17 protein-coding genes are annotated in these 18,244 nt (G+C 68.9%); 9 read left to right on the top strand and 8 right to left on the bottom strand.

Annotated elements, in window-relative coordinates:
- Position 1 precedes the first annotated feature (1 nt).
- Entirely contained in the window at positions 2-1,252 is a 1,251-nt protein-coding gene (locus JFB92_RS15100) for a hypothetical protein (protein WP_199040426.1), read from the bottom strand.
- A gap of 90 nt (positions 1,253-1,342) precedes the next feature.
- Entirely contained in the window at positions 1,343-2,215 is an 873-nt protein-coding gene (locus JFB92_RS15095) for a hypothetical protein (RefSeq protein ID WP_199040424.1), read from the bottom strand.
- Positions 2,216-2,278: 63 nt separating this feature from the next.
- On the opposite strand from JFB92_RS15095, the gene JFB92_RS15090 reads away from it, so the two are divergent.
- Positions 2,279-3,427: a hypothetical protein gene (locus JFB92_RS15090; RefSeq protein ID WP_199040422.1), complete on the top strand. Its 1,149-nt coding sequence runs from the start codon at positions 2,279-2,281 to the stop codon at positions 3,425-3,427.
- A 138-nt stretch (positions 3,428-3,565) separates the two neighbouring features.
- Positions 3,566-4,819, top strand: a complete 1,254-nt coding sequence (locus tag JFB92_RS15085) for an RNA-guided endonuclease InsQ/TnpB family protein (protein WP_199040420.1) — start codon at positions 3,566-3,568, stop codon at positions 4,817-4,819.
- Positions 4,820-5,211: 392 nt separating this feature from the next.
- Here JFB92_RS15085 and rpsN read toward each other — a convergent pair whose 3' ends face one another.
- Genes rpsN through rpmB form a run of 3 tightly spaced genes read right to left on the bottom strand, consistent with a single transcriptional unit; the run spans position 5,212 to position 5,966 of the window.
- Positions 5,212-5,517 carry a 30S ribosomal protein S14 gene (gene rpsN, locus JFB92_RS15080; RefSeq protein WP_199040418.1) on the bottom strand — a complete coding sequence of 102 codons (306 nt, stop codon included), beginning with the start codon at positions 5,515-5,517 and terminating at the stop codon, positions 5,212-5,214.
- A 40-nt stretch (positions 5,518-5,557) separates the two neighbouring features.
- Entirely contained in the window at positions 5,558-5,728 is a 171-nt protein-coding gene (gene rpmG / locus JFB92_RS15075; protein WP_199040416.1) for a 50S ribosomal protein L33, read from the bottom strand.
- A 1-nt stretch (position 5,729) separates the two neighbouring features.
- Entirely contained in the window at positions 5,730-5,966 is a 237-nt protein-coding gene (gene rpmB, locus JFB92_RS15070) for a 50S ribosomal protein L28 (protein ID WP_199040414.1), read from the bottom strand.
- A gap of 63 nt (positions 5,967-6,029) precedes the next feature.
- On the opposite strand from rpmB, the gene JFB92_RS15065 reads away from it, so the two are divergent.
- The gene (locus tag JFB92_RS15065) at positions 6,030-7,283 is read left to right on the top strand and encodes a CobW family GTP-binding protein (protein ID WP_199040411.1); all 1,254 of its coding nucleotides are present in this window, start codon (positions 6,030-6,032) and stop codon (positions 7,281-7,283) included.
- Positions 7,284-7,292: 9 nt separating this feature from the next.
- A complete protein-coding gene (locus JFB92_RS15060; RefSeq protein WP_199040408.1) occupies positions 7,293-7,544 on the top strand; it encodes a type B 50S ribosomal protein L31 in 252 nt (83 codons plus the stop codon).
- A 59-nt stretch (positions 7,545-7,603) separates the two neighbouring features.
- Here the strand turns inward: JFB92_RS15060 and dusB are convergent, their stop codons facing one another.
- Both dusB and JFB92_RS15050 read right to left on the bottom strand, forming a co-directional pair.
- The gene (gene dusB, locus JFB92_RS15055) at positions 7,604-8,800 is read right to left on the bottom strand and encodes a tRNA dihydrouridine synthase DusB (protein WP_199040405.1); all 1,197 of its coding nucleotides are present in this window, start codon (positions 8,798-8,800) and stop codon (positions 7,604-7,606) included.
- Between the two features lie 38 nt (positions 8,801-8,838).
- Positions 8,839-11,169, bottom strand: coding sequence for a hypothetical protein (locus tag JFB92_RS15050; RefSeq protein ID WP_199040402.1), 2,331 nt, complete (start codon positions 11,167-11,169; stop codon positions 8,839-8,841).
- A 273-nt stretch (positions 11,170-11,442) separates the two neighbouring features.
- On the opposite strand from JFB92_RS15050, the gene dnaG reads away from it, so the two are divergent.
- Both dnaG and JFB92_RS15040 read left to right on the top strand, forming a co-directional pair.
- The gene (dnaG, locus tag JFB92_RS15045; protein WP_199040399.1) at positions 11,443-13,305 is read left to right on the top strand and encodes a DNA primase; all 1,863 of its coding nucleotides are present in this window, start codon (positions 11,443-11,445) and stop codon (positions 13,303-13,305) included.
- 78 nt (positions 13,306-13,383) lie between these two features.
- On the top strand, positions 13,384-14,289 hold the full coding sequence (locus JFB92_RS15040) for an RpnC/YadD family protein (RefSeq protein ID WP_199040396.1): 906 nt from the start codon (positions 13,384-13,386) through the stop codon (positions 14,287-14,289).
- Positions 14,290-14,342: 53 nt separating this feature from the next.
- Here the strand turns inward: JFB92_RS15040 and JFB92_RS15035 are convergent, their stop codons facing one another.
- Positions 14,343-15,401 carry a fatty acid desaturase family protein gene (locus JFB92_RS15035; protein WP_199040393.1) on the bottom strand — a complete coding sequence of 353 codons (1,059 nt, stop codon included), beginning with the start codon at positions 15,399-15,401 and terminating at the stop codon, positions 14,343-14,345.
- 184 nt (positions 15,402-15,585) lie between these two features.
- Here JFB92_RS15035 and JFB92_RS15030 point away from each other — a divergent pair, with 184 nt between their 5' ends.
- From JFB92_RS15030 to JFB92_RS15020, 3 genes are read left to right on the top strand one after another with little or no spacing between them, the layout of a single operon-like run.
- Positions 15,586-16,542: an ABC transporter ATP-binding protein gene (locus tag JFB92_RS15030; RefSeq protein ID WP_199040390.1), complete on the top strand. Its 957-nt coding sequence runs from the start codon at positions 15,586-15,588 to the stop codon at positions 16,540-16,542.
- Entirely contained in the window at positions 16,539-17,375 is an 837-nt protein-coding gene (locus tag JFB92_RS15025; protein ID WP_199040387.1) for an ABC transporter permease, read from the top strand. Before JFB92_RS15030 ends, JFB92_RS15025 begins: the two co-directional genes overlap by 4 nt.
- Before the next feature lie 8 nt (positions 17,376-17,383).
- On the top strand, positions 17,384-18,181 hold the full coding sequence (locus JFB92_RS15020) for an ABC transporter permease (RefSeq protein WP_199040383.1): 798 nt from the start codon (positions 17,384-17,386) through the stop codon (positions 18,179-18,181).
- The last annotated feature ends 63 nt before the right edge of the window (positions 18,182-18,244 follow it).

The following is an 18,244-nucleotide window of genomic DNA, read 5'->3' as shown; positions in this document are numbered from 1 at the left end:
GTCAGCACCCGGGGTCGGGAACTTCGACGACGATGACGACCTCGATGCCGCTGAATATCTGCGAGATCTCCTCTTCCGCGCTGCCCCAGTCCTCGGCGGCCGCCTGAAGGTTGTCGGCCAGGAGATTCACCGTCTCCTTGCCGAACTGCATCAGCTCCTTGAGTTCGGCGACCTTCTGGTTGTACCCGTCGGCGAAGAACAGGCCGGTGATGCCCCAGGTGAGACCTTCCTTGGCGGCCTGGTCAACGACGTCGGCGACCCCGCCGGTGTCCTCGGCGATCTGCCCGAACACCGGGACCGTCGACTGGATCTCCTCGGTGTCGACCTGGAGCCCGAGACCCGGGCCTTGCAGTCCGCCCTGACCGGGCTGGATGGCCTGGAAGTCCCCTCCGGCGTTCTGGCTCATGCCGATCGCGTCGGGGACGCCGTTGCGGAGCGCGTCGATGGCGACCACGGCGGTGTTGCTGCTGCCGATCTTGGCCAGCACGCCCATGAGCCTGCCGAACAGGCCCGTCATCTGGCTGATCTTGCTGGCGACGTTGGTGGCCGTCTGGGCTGCCCGCACCGAGGCCCACGCGACGCCGGTCGCGGCCGTCGCGCCGAACGTGAACGCCCCGCCCAGGATCATCGGGGCGATCTCGGTGATGAAGTACTTGATGAGCTGGGAGATGAGGAACTTGATGACCGACTGGATCGCGTCGGCCATCATCTGGGCCCATGCCAGCGACTGGGCGATCTCGTTCGCCATGACCCCGGCCCCGTAGAGTCCGGCGCCGATCAGGTTGGTCTTGAGCGCGGCGGCCGCGCCGTCCCGCCCGACCCAGTTGCTCAGCGGCTGCATGTTGTCGACCACGGCCTGGCTGAGGTCGACGTCGGCCTGCGCTATCCGGTTCCACAGTTCCGCGGCGTCCTGCATGTCGCCCGGGCTGCCGCTCACCCAGTCGAGCGCGTCCTGAAGCGGCGTGACCAGGCTCAACAGGATGTCCAGACCCCAGGCGGCGAGTGTGCCGACCGGGTCTGCGACGAAGGCGCCGGCCTGTGAAGCGAACGAGGCCACGCCCAGGCCGATATCGGTCAGCCCCTCGCCCACGCCGGTGTCGCCCTGGACCATGTCCCAGACGGTGCCGGCCGCGTCCGCGCCCTGGTTGACGCCCTGGACCGCGTTGATGCCCGGCAGGTTGCCCATGAAGTTGTCCACCGGATTGTCCGAGGACACGTCCTCATCGACCTGAATCCGCTCGTAGTCGCCCATATGTTGTCGCCTTTCGAGGAAGCCGGGGGGAACGCGCCGGACTGATTCTACTGCGCCCCGGCACCCGGCTCTCTCGACCGACGGAGCGGCTCAGGACGCGAGGCCGATCTCGGTCCGGGAGAGCTCGGCCTCCTCCGGCACCTCGTCGTCGGGCAGGTCGACGTACTGGACCGAGGTCCCGGCGGGGAAGTGCCGCGAGTTGAAGGCGCCCTCCGCGTAGGCGAAGGGGTGGTCCGTCGCCGGAATACCGCCGACGATGTCGCCCTCCTCGTTTCGGAAGAGCAGGCTGACGCTGTGGGAGGAGTAGTCCTCCTCGCCGTCGATCGTGATCTCGTAGTTCAGCCGATGTCCCTGCGGAGCGACGGTGGGCTCCATCCCCAGCATCGTGATCTCGGGCGGCGGCCGGATCGCGTATCCGGGTTCCCCGGTCGGCTCGAGGTCGAACTCGAAAGCGGTCACCTCGCCGATCTCCAGCTCCAGCGAGTCCATGTCCACGAGTTCGGGTCGCAGCGGCAGCACGAGCCCCACGGTCACCTCGGCCCCGGGCGGGACCCTTCCCAGAAAGAACTCGTGGTCCGTGGCCTCACCGTCCGGACGCAGGCCCGACAGTCGCATCGACTCGATGTACACCTCGGCGTCGGTGGGGTTGCGTACGATCGCGCCGAGGCTGATCCGTTGCCCGCCCTGTGGGTCATCGATGGCCCCGAAGCCGTATTCGAGCAGCTCCAGCTCGATGCCGTCGACCTCGGTGCCCGAGAACTCGTCAACGGTCGCCGCGGACGACTCCTCGACGTCGGTGGTCCGTTCATCGATGCCCGACAGCGACTCGACCGCCGCGGCCAGCAGCACCGCAGAGGCCGCGAGCGCGACCAGGAACAGCGGCCTCGGCATGCTGTCGGCGCGGAGGCGCGCTCTGGCGGCCAGGTCACGCGCGACGGTGGTGATCCGGGCGAAACGGGACATGGAGTTCCTTCGTGAAAACGCTACACTGAGCCTCACGGTAGCAGTCTCGTTTTGGGAGCGCAGTTGTCCGATCCCGACAGTTCCCCACGGGGACCGAACTCCCAGGAATCGGAGATTCACCTCGATCTCGCCGGTCCGGCGCCTGATTCCGGGCCCGGACTGGATCCCGCCCCGCCGCGGCGTCGCCGGATCCCGAACGCCTACCTGGGCCTCGCCGCCGCCGCCCTCACTCTGGCCGCCGCGATCACGACCGCGTGGTCGTGGCTGCCCGGCCAGGAACCGATCGCGGAGCGGACCGTGCGCGCCTTCCTGGAAGCGGTCCGCGAAGGGGACGTCGAGACCGCGCTGTCGATGACCGACTCTGAGGACGACGAGGAGACTCTGACACCGGCGACCCTTGACGACAGCTGGGATATCACCGAGATCGCACAGGTCGGATACCGGGAGAACCGGGGAGGGTTCGACGCCACCGCCGATGTCTACGTCGAGATCGAGGCGTATGACGGCACCAGGCTCGGCGACCGCCTGACCGTGGCCATCGACGACGGCGAGCCCTTCGTGCTCTCCGGGTACAGGGAGACCGAGTTCTACCCGAACCCCGCCGTAGGCATGATCGAGATCAACGGCGTCACCACGGAAGTCGAGAACTCGGTGTTCCTGCGGCTCCTGCCCGGGGTCTACGAGTTCTACGGCTCGGCTCCGGACACGCTCGAATTCGACATGCCCGAGAGGCTCGTCCTCGGGCGCAGCTCGGTCGGACTGGGCGGGCAGGAGACGACCGGCCTGGGCGGGGCGTCGTCGCCGCGGATGTCCGAGGCCGGCCTCGGACTGCTGAACGAGCTCCTGCGCGGGTACTTCGACGCCTGCGCGGCCGACCCTGACGCGGAACGGTGCCCCTTCGCGCCCCCGTCCGGGGCCGAGAACATCGAGATCGAGCTCGACGCCGAATGGACGATCACCTCGTACCCCGAGGTGGTGGTCGAGATGTGGGAGTCGGTGGGCGACGCGCAGGCGCTCTCGACCGCCCGGCCGGGATCGGCCGAGGTCGAGGCGACGATAACGCAACCCGGTGGCGGAGCCCGCGAGACGACGCTGAGCTGTCCGCTGCTGGTCGAAGGGTTGCAGGCGTCGTTCCTCTACGAGGGCGGCGTGGAACTCGGGATCGGACCGACGGCCCCGCGGGAGTGCGCCTCGATGGTGGAGGCGGAGTGAAGGCCCGGTTCAGCTGGTTTCCTTCCCAAAGCAACCTAGGACGTTCATGGCCTAGAGGTATTCGGGGCGATTGCTTACTCGCGGTCCCGCGAAGCGTGATTGTGAGCAAGTTGTGGCCGAGTTATATCACTATTTCGGGTGCGGCTCGCGGTGTTGTTGTCGTACCCGGCTCCTACCGTGGGACGGGTGGGTAACCAGGTCGTGCAGGTGAAGCTCTCGCCGACGCCGGAGCAGGCCGAGGCGTTGGCATCGACTCTGCGAGCGGTCAACGAGGCGGCGAACTGGACCTCGGCCGTGGCCTATGAGCACGGAGTGCCCCGTGAGTACGCACTGCGCCAGCACACCTACACCGAACTGAAAGACCGTGGGCTCGGCTCCCAGGTCGCGCAGTTGGTCATCAAGAAGACCTGCCACGCCTACGCCGCCATCGCCGGACTGATCAAAGCCGGGCGGCTGCGCGGCAAGCGCGCTCGGATGTCGCAGTCGAAACCGGTCTTGTTCCGCGCCGATGCGGCCCAGGCGTTCGACGACCGATGCCTGTCCTGGCAGCACGACGCGCGGTCGGTGTCGATCTGGACCGTTCAAGGCCGGATGCGGGACGTCGCCTTCACAGGGCACCCCGACCAGCTCAAGACCCTCGAACGCTATCGGCGGGGCGAGTCGGACCTGGTCCTTCGCGACGGGAACTGGTATCTGCTGGCCACGGTCGCGGTCCCCGATGCCGAGGCGAATGCCGACCCGGCCGAGTTCCTCGGTGTGGACATGGGGATCGTGAACATCGCCACCTCTTCGGACGGCGTCAACTACGCAGGCGCCGGGCTCCGCCGGTATCGGAAGCGGATGGCGAAGGTCCGGGCCGAGTTGCAGGCCAAGGCAACCAAGTCGGCGAAGAAGAAGCTCAAGGCCCGCGCGCGTCGTGAGGCGCGGGCGGTCAAGGACAACAACCATCGGATCGCGAAGCAGCTCGTAGCAGAGGCTGAACGCACCGGTCGCGGGATCGGCATGGAAGACCTCGCCGGTATCCGCGATCGGGTACGGCTCCCAGCCGCCCAGCGAGGCGAGCTCAACTCGTGGTCCTTCCACCAACTCCAGGCCTTCATCGCCTACAAGGCGAAGCGTGCCGGGGTGCCGGTGGTGGTCACCGATGCACGGAACACCTCGCGGCGGTGCCCGCGATGCGGGCACACCGCGAAAGCCAATAGACCCAATCGAGATGATTTCGCCTGTGGCGGCTGCGGACTCGCTGGAGCCGCCGACCAGGTAGCCTCGGTCAATGTCAGGGACCGCGCACGCTTGACTTGGGCTTTCGTCAACACGCCCAATGTCGCCGATACGCCGTATCCAGCGGCGGGCACGAGCGACAAACCACCGGCCTCAACCAGTGGTAGTTGACTCGATATGGACCACGCAATCGCAGTCGATCCATGCGCGTGAGTCGCACTCGCCGGTGTGGGTGACCGAGTAGTGGACCGTGCTGACGGACGCCCACAGTGATGCGGGGCTTGCCGGCACCTCGACCTGCGACGGCTCGCCGGTCCGGTCCTCTGACTGCGACTCGCTCGAAGCGGTCTCCATTGTCTGGGCCATGACTCTCTTTCTCTCCTTTGTTCAAGGAGCTAAACGCACGAGTCCCTCACACCGTTCCGGTGCTGAGAGCAGTCTCACAACTCGTTCGCGCTCTAAGCGATGCTCGCGAGCCGTAAGTTCGCACAGCCTCAGAGTAGCCCTGTCCTGCGACGGCGGCGCCCCGCATTCGGGGCACCGCCGTCGTTCGAATCCGTTCGCTACCAGGAGGATTTGCGAATACCAGGCAGTTCGCCCCTGTGAGCCATCTCGCGGAGTCGGATACGCGACAGTCCGAATTTGCGGTAGACCGCCCGTGGGCGGCCGTCGACGCTGTCGCGGGTGTGCAGGCGGGACGGCGAGGAGTCGCGCGGCAGCTTCTGCAACCGCCGCACCGCCTCGGCCCGATCGCCCGGATCGGTGTCCGGGTGCGAGATGATCCCCTTGAGCTCGGCCCGCCGGTCCCGGTGCCGCTCGACCAGGACCTCCCGTTGCCGCTGCCGCTCGATCGCACTCTTCTTGGCCATCAGCGCTCCTTCGCTCCGTGCTCTGCTGTCGCGCTCGTCACTAGCGCTCCTCTCTGAACTCCACGTGCCGCCGGATGGTTGGGTCGTACTTCTTCAGCACGAGCCGGTCCGGGTGGTTGCGGCGGTTCTTCCTGGTCACGTACGTGTAGCCGGTGCCCGCGGTGGAGCGGAGCTTGATGACCGGCCTGATGTCGGTGGACTTGTTCGCCATCTCAGACCTTCCTTCCCTGCGCGCGGATGCGCTGCACCACGGCCTCGATCCCGTCGCGGTCGATGATCTTGATGCCCTTGGTGGAGACCCGCAGCTTCACGTGCCGCCCCTCGCTGGGCAGGAAGTACCGCTTGGTCTGCAGGTTGACGTCCCATCGGCGCTTGGTCTTGTGCTTGGACCACGGCACGTTGTTGCCGAATCCCGGTCCGGCGCCGGTCACGTCACAGCGTCTGGACATGTCCCGCCTCCTTTCGAAGCTCCCAGTATAATGACAATCGTTTTCAGTAAGATCGGAGGTCTCATGTCCCAGCTCGCCCAGCCCGGCGCCGACGCCGAGCACACCGCCGACCTGCGGCCCGCGCTGACGATCCTGACCGGATTCAGCCCGCGCGCCACCCTCGCCGCCGCCGAGGCGCTCATGGCCGCCGACACGACGCTCCTCACCGTCGCGCACGACCTGTCCGAGCTGCTCGAACACGGCCGCATCCGCCGCACCGTCCGCGACGGCTCCGGCGTGCTCGAGGACGAGACGATCCAGCTCGAGCACGGCTGCCTGTCCTGCACCATCCGGCTGGACGTCTTGCCCGCCCTGGTCCGCCTGGCCCGCGAACACCCCGGCCGCGACCTCGTCCTGGCCCTGCCCCCGGCGATCGAGCCCGATTCGGTCGCCTCGGTCTGCTCCTGGTGCCACGTCGACGGCCGCCCGGTGTCCGACGCGGTCAAGGTCGACTCGGTCGTGGCCGTCTGCGACCCGGCCACCGTTCTGGCAGAGCTCGACTCCTCCGAGGACCTGTCCGACCGCGGCCTGGCCGCGGCCGACGACGACAACCGCTCGGTCTCCGACGTCACCGCCCGCCAGATCGAGTACGCCGACACCGTCCTGCTGTGGGCGCCCGAGTCCGAACCGGACTTCGAGCACACCCGCCTGGCCGTCCTGCTCCAGCGGCTCAACCCCTGGGCCCGCCACATCGTCCTCGACATGCCCGAGTCACGATGGCTCGCCTCCCGGATCCGCCGCAGCGACGGCTTCGACCCCGACGGGCCCGACCCCTACGGCCGCGGTCTGGAGGGCTACGCGGTCGGCTGCCACGAGCCCGAGCCGGACTGCGGCGTCGTCGCCACCGTCTTCCGCGCCCGCCGCCCCTTCCACCCCGAGCGCTTCCACCGGGCCATGCCGGCCCTGGCCCGCCGGACCCTGCGCGGCCGCGGCCACTTGTGGCTGGCGGGCCAGCCGGTCTCGGCTGTAGCCTGGGAATCCGGTGGCGGAGGCGTCTCCATGGGCGACCTGGGCCGCTGGCTCGCCGCCACTCCGGACGCCGAATGGGACGAGGTCAGCGCCGAACGCCGCGTCAACGCCGACCTCAACTGGCACGCCGACTTCGGCGACCGCGACATCCACCTGGCTTTCATAGGGCTGCACTACGACCCGGCCGAGATCACCGAACTGCTCGACGCCTGCCTGCTGACCGACGCCGAGATCGACGCCGGCCAGGCGGCCTGGCGGGAATTTCCCGACCCGTTCGCGGGTTGTTTCGACACCACCGAGGACCACTAGGAGGAACCAATGAAGCAGGGTATCCACCCCGAATACGGCCCGGTCGTATTCCGCGACAAGGGAGCCGGAACCGCCTTCCTGACCCGCTCGACGGCCGTCTCGAACGAGACCGTCGAGTGGGAGGACGGCCGCACCTACCCGGTGATCGACGTCCAGATCTCCTCGGCCTCGCACCCGTTCTGGACCGGCAAGAGCCGCGTCCTCGACGACGAGGGCCGCGTCGCGAAGTTCTACAAGAAATACGGCAAGCAGTCCAAGTAGGGCCGCCGAACGAGACCGGGACGGGGCCTCCAGGCACCAGGGGCTCCGTCCTATAGGCGCTAACCGCCGGAGGTGTCGATCTCGGCGCCCTCGGGGACCGTGCAGTCGTCGCGGTCCTCCAGCCACCCCTCGGGCAGGGTCACCTTCGCGGGGCTGTTGGTCCGCCCGCGCGGCTTGCCGAGGGTCTGCTCGGGGAACGGGGCGTCGGCGTCGAGCTTGCCGAGCAGGTCGTCGAGCTCGGCCAGGCTCGAGACCATCGACAGGGACCGGCGCAGCTCCCCGCCGACCGGGAAGCCCTTGAGATACCAGGCCACATGCTTGCGGAACTCCTTGCAGCCGTGCTCTTCGGCCGAGATGTTGCGCCGCGACTCGTACGACTGGGCGCCTTCGAGCCACTCGACCAGCAGGGACGCGTGCCGGGCCATCACGGTCGCGACCTCGCCGAGGGTCGGCAGCAGGCCGTCCTCTCGCCCGGCGAACGCCGCTTCGAGGTCGCCGAACAGCCACGGCCGCCCCAGGCACCCGCGCCCGACCACGACGCCGTCGCACCCGGTCTGATCGACCATGCGCGTGGCGTCCGTGGCCTCCCAGATGTCGCCGTTGCCCAGCACCGGCACCTCCAGGGCGTCCTTGAGCGCGGCGATCGCGTCCCAGTCGGCGGTGCCGGAGTACCGTTCGGCGGCGGTGCGGCCGTGCAGCGCCACCCACGCGACCCCGGCGTCCTCGGCGATCTTCCCGGCCTCGACGTAAGTCAGGTGGTCGTCGTCGATGCCCTTGCGCATCTTGACCGTGACCGGGACGCCCGCCGGTGCGGCGGCCTCGACCGCGGCGGTGACGATCCGGCGGAACAGCTGCCGCTTCCACGGCAGCGCCGAGCCACCGCCCTTGCGGGTGACCTTCGGCACCGGGCACCCGAAGTTGAGGTCGACGTGGTCGGCCAGGTCCTCCTCGACGACCATCCGGACCGCGCGCCGCATCCCGACCGGGTCGACCCCGTACAACTGGAGGCTGCGGGTCTCCTCCTCGGCGTCGAACTCGATCAGCCGCATGGTCTTGGGGTTGCGCTCGACCAGTGCGGCGGTCGTGATCATCTCGCAGACGTAGATTCCCGCACCCCCTCGGCGAAGCTTGCGAGCCGTAAATTGGCCCAGCTCTCGGCAGAGTTTGCGGAACGGCAGGTTGGTGATGCCGGCCATGGGAGCCAGCACCACCGGTGGGTCGACGGTTCTGCCCGCGAGCGAGAGTTGCTTGGTCACGGCTCGATTATCCTCACCGGTGCGCCGGGGGCCAAGTACTACTCCAGGTCGACGGTGACCGAGGTCGCGAACGGGTTGCCGTCGACCTCGTAGGACCCGGCGTACGAGAAGCCCTCGCCGCCGACCGAGCCGCCGCCGGCGAGGTTCGCCTCGCCCATCAGGTACGAGTGCAGGGCCTGCCCGCCGTAGTCGCTGACCAGCAGCATCGTGGCGTTCCCGGTGTAACCGGAGATGTCGTAGCCCGGGGTCTCGCTCGCGCACACCGGGTCGGTCAGGCGCGTGTCGCTCAGTTCGTCGGTGACCTCGCCTTCCGAGACCCACCGGACGGTGGCGTCGGCGCGGCTGGTGACGACGAACTGCCCGCTCTGGGCGCCCAGCACCATGCAGGACGGGGCCGAGCCGAGCTCGGTCGTGCTCAGCTCGGTGAGGTCGCGGTCGAGTTCGCTGACGACGCCCTCGGAGGTGGCCACCGCCAGTGTCTCCCCGTTCACCGCCACGTCGGCGATCTCGCTGCCGCCGAAGTCGACCGTGTCGCCGGCGGAGGCGTCGAAGGAGAACTCGGCGCCGTCGTAGACCGCGTCGGCGAGCCCGACGAGGGTCGAGGTCAGGTCGACCACGGCCGCCTGGCCCTCGGCTTTGGAGCCGACCAGCGCGTAACCGGTGGTGGCGACCGTGTCCCGGTGCGGCTCGTCTTCGATCGTGGCGCGGCCCAGGCTCAGCGAACCCGACGAGTCCGACCAGGCGTCGACCGAGGTCGGCGCCGAGAACGGCAGCTCGACGGTTCCGACGATCTCGGCGTCCCCGAAGTGGCCCGGGTTCGGCAGGCCGAGGTAGGACTCGGACCAGCTCGAGTTGTAGGTCCCGGCCTTGTCGCTGAAGGCGATCACGATCAGTGAACCGGTCTGGGACTCCGGCTGCCAGGTCGTCACCAGCGCCAGCTCGTTGCCGTCGGTGAGCGCCACGTCGGTGGGCACCTGCCCGTCGGGCAGCTGCACGCAGGTCCCGCCCTGGGCGCTGCTGATCCCGGCGGTGGCGATGATGCCGCCGGAGAAGGCGATCACCGAGTGGGCGTCGGCCTCTTCGGACTGGTCGGGGCGGGCCAGCGCGACCGGATTGCCGAGGTCGCCGCCCAGGCCGGCGACGCAGTCGGCGGTCGAGCCGTCGGTCAGCTCCAGCTCGGGGTGCCCCTCGTCGGAGAACCGGCCGCCCGCGCGCGGGTTGAGTCCGATCAGGCCGTCATTGGCCTCGACGGCGGTGACGTGGTCGATTCCGGACAGTGCCGAGTCGTCGGTGACATAGCCCATCTGTCCTTGGACGCTGCGGTCGCCCTGGTCGTAGAGCGGCTCGGTCGCGACCGCGTCGCCGCTGAGCTCGCCGAGCTCCTCGGAAGCGGCGTTCTCCCCGGTCGGGCCGTAGCGCCAGTCGAACCATGCGGCGGTCCCGGCCGCTCCCGCCAGTTCGGCGTAGCGCTCGGCGCTCAGCGCGCCCTCCTCGGGCTCTTCCTGCCCCGTGGGCTCCTCGGCGGGGTCGTCGCCCTGGTCGGAGGGGTCTGAGGCGGGGGACCCGCCGAGCATGACGACGATCGCGATGATCAGGCCCAGCGTGATGAAGCCGCCGATGCCGTAGATCGCGTAGCGCACGCCCTTGTGGGTCGGGGGCGGGGTGACCTTCTTGGGGCCCTCGTCGGCGGCGGGCGGCGGCTCGCTCGGCGGCTGCTCCGTCGGCGGACCGGCGGGCGTCTCCCCGGGAAGCGGCGGCTGCGGCGCGGCCTGCTCGGGCCGACGCGGCTGCGGCACCGCCTCGGGCGGCGCGTAGGCCGACTCGGCATGGTAAGGATCGGTCCCGGCGGTCACCTGCGGGTCGGGGGCCAGGTACGGGTCGGGCGCCTGGTGCTGATCCTGGTACGCCCCCGGCGGGGGCTGCCGCTCCTGCGAGCGGTACTGCTCCGGCGGCAGGTAGGACTCGGGCCGGTAGGACTGGTCCGGAGCTGTCTCGGGTGCCGCGGCCGCGGGGGGCTCGGCCAGGTTCGGTTCGGGAGGCGGCCAGGAGCCGCTCTGATCGCCCCAGCCGCCGATGCGGGACTGCTGGCTGATCCAGTCCTGGTTCTCCGGCGGCGGCCACTGGCCGCCGGTCGGCGCGCCGCCCCGTTCGCCCTGCTGCGGCACCTCCGGAGCCGGTGGCTCGGGGGACTCGGGGAAGTAGTCGGACTGCTGCGGTGGCGGGATGGGGGCGCCACCGGTCAGCGAGCTGCCGGTCAGGTCGTCGTAGTCGTTGCCGTGCCCGGTGCCAGGAGGCTCCGGTTCGCGGTGGCGCGGCTCGGCCTCGCCTGCCGGATCCTCTTCCGTGGAACGGGAAGGGAGGTGCCCCACCCCGCGTGCTCTGATGCGGGGCGGATTAGTGGATTTGGCCGCGGAATCGCTGGCTGGGGGCCAGGCTGGCGGCTGCTCGGGCGATGGGTCCGGCATGATAGGCGACTCTAGCGGATCGTACGTTGTGGTCGCGAGGTGTGGTCGGGAAATGATCGATTAGGAAACATGCTACGGCAGCAGTGTCCGGCCCGTCGGACCTGGAAGGCAGAATGGAAGAGGTCTTCGACGGGCCTTTTCCGGGCCCGGGCGTTTCGTGGGAATAAGAGGTGATCAGTGGCGGGGCGGATCAGGGACGCCGACATCCAGCTGGTGCGGGAGCGGGTCGACATCGCCGATATCATCGGCGAACGTGTGACCTTGCGCAACGCCGGTGGCGGCAACCTCAAGGGGCTGTGCCCCTTCCACGACGAACGCTCCCCGAGCTTCAACGTCACCCCGGCCCGCGGCGTCTACCACTGCTTCGGCTGCGGGGCCGGCGGCGACGCGATCACGTTCCTGACCGAGCTCGACGGGCTCACCTTCGTCGAGGCCGTGGAGCGCCTGGCCGCCCGCGCCGGTCTCAAACTGACCTATGAGGACGTGGACGGGCGGGTCCGGCGCGGCCCGTCGGCGCAGCCGGGCCTCAAGCAGCGCCTGCTGGAGGCGCACACGGCCGCCGCCGAGTACTACACCGAGCAGCTGCTCACGCCGGGCGCCCAGACCGCGCGCCAGTTCCTGACCGGCCGCGGCTTCGACCGCGACGCCGCCGCGACCTTCGGCTGCGGCTACGCCCCCGACTCCTGGGACGCGCTCTCGAAGCATCTGCGCGCCAAGGGATTCACCGCCGACGAACTCACGAACGCCGGGCTGTCCAAACCCAGCCGCACCGGCAACCTCATCGACCGCTTCCGCCGCCGCCTGGTCTGGCCCATCCGCGACTCCTCGGGCTCGACCATCGGCTTCGGCGCCAGGAAGCTCTTCGACGACGACCAGGGCCCCAAGTACCTGAACACCCCCGAGACGCCGCTCTACAAGAAGTCGCAGGTCCTGTACGGGATCGACCTGGCCCGCAGGGAGATCGCCAAGACCGGGCGGGTGGTGATCGTCGAGGGCTACACCGACGTCATGGCCTGCCACCTGGCCGGGATCCCGGTGGCCGTGGCCACCTGCGGAACCGCATTCGGTCCCGAGCACATCCGCATCCTGCGCCGCTTCCTGTTCGATTCCGACGACGCGAACGGCCGCATCGTCTTCACCTTCGACGGCGACGAGGCCGGCCAACGCGCCGCGCTGAAGGCCTTCGACAACGAGCAGCGGTTCGTCTCGCAGACCTACATCGCCGTCACCCCCGACGGGCAGGACCCGTGCGAGCTGCGGCAGAACCGGGGCGACGAGGCCGTCAGGGACCTCATCGAGCGGCACACGCCGCTGGTGCGGTTCGCGCTCGACCGCGCGATCGCCGGTCACGACCTGGACACGGCCGAGGGCCGCCTGCACGCCACCCGCGCGATCGCGCCGCTGCTGGCGCGGGTCAAGGACCGGGGACTGGTGGACGAGTACCTGGGCGACTACGCCGGGCGGCTGGGCAAGGACAAGGCCGAACTGCGCCGCGCCGTGGCGGGCGCGGCCGCGGGCCAGGCCCCGGAGGCGGTCCCGGTGCAGCGCCGGGCCCGGGAGGCCGACTCGACCCAGCTGCGCGCGCAGCGAGAAGTCCTCAAACTCGCGCTCCAGCACCCGCAGATCGCCGGACCGTACTTCGACGAGGTCGACGCCACCCCGTACACCGACCCGAACTACCGGGCGGTGCGCGAGGCCGTGGCCTCCGCCGGGGGAGCGGCGAAGGCCGAGGCGGGCCCGAACTGGATCGCGGCCGTGGTCGCGGCCTGCGGCGAGATCGCCGCACAGGCGACGGTCAACGAGCTGGCGGTGGAGGAGCTGCGCATCGACCACGACCCGGAACCGGTCTACGTGCGCACCCTCCTGGCCCGGATCCAACGCCCGGTGGTCGAATCCGAGGTGGCCGACCTGAAACGCCGCCTCCAACGGGTCAACCCCAGCACCGACAAGGACGAGTACATGTCCCTGTTCGGCAAGCTGATGGGCTTGGAGCAGCACGTGAGATCCCTCAGAGACCAGGCCGCCAACGCCATCGAGTGACATAGAACAAATACGAGCACTCGCGACACACGTGAGTGAATACCGGGAAACCGCTCCATGGTTCGCTAATTTCGCGACATGGCGAAAGTTCCCCATGAAGCACTCCATCACATCTTCCGCGACGAACCGGGTTTGTTCTCCCGGGCGATGAGCCGGATCCTCGACGAGGATTTCCCCGAGGTTCGGGAAGTCTCGGTGATCAACGGCGACCTCACCGAGATCATGCCGGTGGAACGGCACGCGGACACCATATTGAAAGTCGACACCGACGAGGGCGAGCAACTCCTCGTCATCGAACCCCAGACGGAGGCTCAAAAGAAGAAGATCCGAAGCTGGGCCTACTACATCGCCTACCTCGAGAACAAGTACGAGCTCCCGGTGACGCTACTGGTGATCACCGCAAGCGAGACCACTGCCCGGTGGGCGCGAGGTTCCGTGACGCTCGGGCCGTCTGGCCGGCCATCAATGCGAGTCCTGCCGTTCGTGTTCGGTCCGGACAACACACCGTTCATCACCAAGTCCGAAGTCGCCGCCGCGGATGTGGTGTTCGCGGTCTTCGCCGCGCTGACGCACCGTCTCAATCCGGAGATCGAGCGGGCACTGAGCCCGCTCGCGTATGCACTGAGCACGACCGACATCGCGACGGCCCAGTTCCTGGCCGAGTTCACCGATGTGGGGCTCGGCGATAGTTGCGCACGTTCGACCTGGAAGAGGATAATCATGACCATGACATACCCGTACGCTTCCAAACTCCGGGAGGAGCTCGAATCGAAGGGGCGAGAAGAAGGGCTCGAACTCGGTCTTGAGCAAGGTCAGCTGCAGGGCCAGGCCAAGATGGTGCTGGCCGTGCTCGATCGCCGCGGCATCGTCCTCACCGACGCCGAGCGCGAGCGCATCAGCTCCTGTACAGACGAGGACCTGCTGCTCGAATGGGGCATGAAGGCCGGGCTCGTATCGAGGACCGAGGAGCTCTTCGGCGATTAGCGAGATCGCATGAGAACGGCCCCGCCTCCGGCGGGGCCGTTTCTGTTTCTGGTCTATGCCGCCTTGGCGGGGGTGCCCTTGCGGAGGGGCTCGCCGTTGCGGTGGAGTTCGGTCAGGGCTTCCTGCCAGGACCGGATCAGGCCGGTCTCGTGGTAGGAGATGCCCTTCTCCTCGCAGAACTGGCGCACGATCGGCTGGGACTTGCCCAGGTGGACCGAGGGCATGCCCGGGAACAGGTGGTGCTCGATCTGGTAGTTCAGGCCGCCCAGGAAGAAGTCGGTGAGCACCCCGCCCTTGACGTTGCGCGAGGTCAGCACCTGCTTGCGCAGGAAGTCCAGGTTCGTCTGGCCGGTGAGTGTCGGCATCCCCTTGTGGTTGGGCGCGAAGATCGAGCCCATGTACAGGCCCCACAGGGCCTTGTGCACCAGGAAGAACACGATCGCCTTGCCGGGCGAGAGGACGATGAACAGCGCCGAGAAGTAGAGCACGAAGTGCGCCGCCAGCATCCACGCCTCCAGGCCGCGGTGCTTCAGGCCCGGCTTCAAGACCGACTTGATGCCCGAGTAGTGCAGGTTCAACCCTTCGAGCGTCAGCAGCGGGAAGAACAGGAACGCCTGGTACTTGCCGGTGAAGCGCTCGATGCCCCGGGCCAGGCGCGCCTGGCCCTTGGACCACACGAGAACGCCCGGCTGCACGTCCGGGTCCAGTTCCTCGTGGTTGGGGTTGGCGTGGTGCCGGGTGTGCTTGTCGTTCCACCACCCGTAGCCCATGCCGTTGACCAGGTTCCCGGCGATGAAACCGACCCGCTCGGACGGGGTGCGGGTGCGGAAGACCTGCCGGTGGGCCAGGTCGTGTCCCAGCAGCGCCACCAGGCCGGAGACCATGGCCATGTACGCCGCGGTCAGCAGTTGCAGCCACGTGTCGCCCGCCATGAAGAACGCCACCCAGCCCCCGGCGAACAGCACGCCGACCAGGCTGAACCTGGCGATGTAGTAGCCGGGGCGGCGGCGCATCAGCCCTGCCTCGTTGACGCGGCGCGACAGCTGCGCGAAGTCGCTGCCGGTCTTCTGGGGTGGTGCACCGGTCTCACGGATTGCGGTGGCCGTAGGCATCGATGTTTCCGATCTGGTCGTCGGGTACGGTCGAACAAGTCCCCTTAATGCTCACCCCAGCAGGGGTGTCTTGTCGCTACCGCTGACCCGTCAATCCCGGGTAGTGCCAACCCCCCTATCGGGCCCCAGAAGTGTGTTCGAAAACTGCTGGCACTGTGTCGGTACCGCGATCTAGGCTCGCCTCATGCCGGCAGAAACCAACCAGACACTGGTGCGCGCCCAGGACCTCCGCAAGCGCTACGGGGACTTCGAGGCGGTCCGAGGGGTCGACTTCGAGATCCAGCGGGGGGAGGCCTTCGGCTTCCTCGGCGCCAACGGCGCCGGCAAGTCCACCACCATGCGCATGATCGGCTGCGTCTCCGAACCCACCGGCGGCGAGATCGAGGTCTTCGGCCTCGACCCGCGCCGGGACGGGACGGCCATCCGCGGCCGCCTGGGCGTCGTGCCGCAGGACAACACCCTCGACAACATGCTCACCGTCTTCGAGAACCTCACCGTCTACGCCGGGTACTTCGGCATCAAGCGGCGCGAGGCCAAGGCCCGCGCGGCCGAACTGCTCGAGTTCGTGCAGCTCTCGGGCCGGTCCGACGACAAGGTCGACGACCTCTCCGGCGGCATGCAGCGCCGCCTGGCCATCGCCAGGTCCCTGATCAACCGGCCCGACCTGGTCCTCCTCGACGAGCCCACCACCGGACTGGACCCGCAGGCCCGGCACCTGGTGTGGGAGCGCCTGTTCCAGCTCAAGCAGCAGGGCGTGTCGATCCTGCTGACCACCCACTACATGGACGAGGCCGAGCAGCTCTGCGACCGCCTGGTGGTCATGGACGAGGGCCGGATCATCGCCGCAGGCTCCCCCCGCGAGCTGATCGACACCTACGTCACCAAGGAGGTCGTCGAACTGCGCTTCAACGGCCTGCACACCACCGACCTGGCCGAGATCGCCTCCGGCCTCGGCGGCGTCGGCGCCCAGATCGAGCCGCTGCCCGACCGCATCCTGGTCTACACCGACGACGGCGACGACACCTCCGCCGCGCTTGAGGTCCGCGACGTCCGGCCCTCCTCGGTGCTGGCCCGACGCGCCACTCTCGAGGACGTCTTCCTGCGCCTGACCGGCCGCGCCCTGGCCGAGGACGAGGCGTGAGCGCGACCGCGGCCGACCGGGCCGCCGTCGCCTCTGCCCGCCCGGCCGAGGCCCCGCTGGGCTACGCGGCCGGAGCCTGGCGGGCGTTCAACCTCCAGCTCACGCTCTACCGGCACGTGTGGCACGGCACCGTGTTCACCTCGGTGGTCCTGCCGATCCTCTACATGATCAGCATCGGCATCGGCGTCGGCTCGTACATCGACTCGTCTTCGACCGGCGGGATCACCTACGCCGAATTCATCGCCCCCGGCCTGGTCTGCTCGGTGGCGGTCATGATGCTCGGCAACGACATGACCTATCCGGTCTTCGGCGGCTACCGGGACTGGGGCGGGGGCTACCTCGCGCAGCGCTCGACCCCGCTGCGGCCGGTCGACATCCTCAACGGCCACCTGCTCTACGCCATGGTCTTCCGCCCGATGACCAACTGCACGGTCGTGGCGATCGTGCTGGCCCTGTTCGGGGTCTACTCCTCGGCCTGGGCGGCCCTGGCGGTCCCGGCCGCCGTCCTGGTGTCGGCCGCGCTGGCCCCCTGGCTGTTCTTCTGGTGCTCGAGCCTGAAGAACGACGCGATGCTCAACGCGGTGTTCCGGTTCGCGATCATGCCGATCACCCTGTTCTCGGGCGTGTTCTTCCCGGCCGAGCAGATGCCGGGCTTCCTCCAGCCGCTGGTGTGGGCCTCCCCGCTGTGGCACGGCACCGAGCTGGCCCGCGCCGCCACCATCGGCATCGCACCGGCCCTGCCGCCGGCACTCCACGTGGCCTACCTGGTGGCGCTGTGCGTGGTCGGCTGGCTGCTGGCCCGCCGCGCCGTCGCCCGCCGACTGAACTTCTAGGAGCGAGTGTGTCAGTCATCGCCTACAGCGTCGCCCGAGCGAGCCTGAGCCGCTCCGGCTCGATGCTCGCGCGCAACTGGGTGGCCATGCGCCGCGCCTGGGTCCTGGTCCTGTCCGGCGGGATCGAGTCGCTGCTGTTCCTGTTCGCCTTCGGGTTCGGCGTCGGCGCCCTGGTCGGCGACATCACGCTGCCCGGTGGCGCCGAGATCTCCTACACCGCGTTCGTGGCCCCGGCGATCCTGGCCAACGCGGCCATGATGGGCACGCTGCTGGAGACCTCGATCAACGTCTTCGCCAAGTTCAAGTGGATGAAGGTCTACGACGGCATCCTCAACACCCCGATGCGGCCCTGGGACGTCGCGCTCGGCGAGGTGTGGTGGGCGCTGATCCGCGGCGGCATCTACGTGGGCATGTTCGTGGTCACGATGGCGGCCTTCGGGCTCGTGGACTCCTGGTGGGCGGTCCTGGCGGTCCCCGCTTGCGTGTTCATCTCGCTGGCCTTCGCCGGGCTCGGCCTGACCCTGGCGACGCTGTTCCGCGACTGGCCCGACTTCGACTGGATGATGGCGGTCGTGTTCGCCATGTTCCTGTTCGGCGGCACCTTCACGCCGGTCGAGTCGTACCCCGGCTTCGCTCAGCCTCTCGTCTACGTCATGCCGCTCTACCACGGCATCGAGCTGGTCAGGGGCCTCAGCCTGGGCGACCTCTCGCCGATGATGCTGCTCAACGTCGCCTACCTGACGGCGCTGGCGGCCGCGGGCACCTGGATCGCGCAGCGCCGGTTGAGCAGCGCGCTCTACAAGTGACCTCGCTCCGGCCCCGTGGCCGGGGCCGCTGCGGCCGACCGCGAGCGCCGTACCGATAGGGTG

Source organism: Glycomyces salinus, from assembly GCF_016428645.1.
Classification (GTDB): domain Bacteria; phylum Actinomycetota; class Actinomycetes; order Mycobacteriales; family Micromonosporaceae; genus Glycomyces; species Glycomyces salinus.
This window is presented reverse-complemented; position numbering and strand designations above follow the sequence as displayed.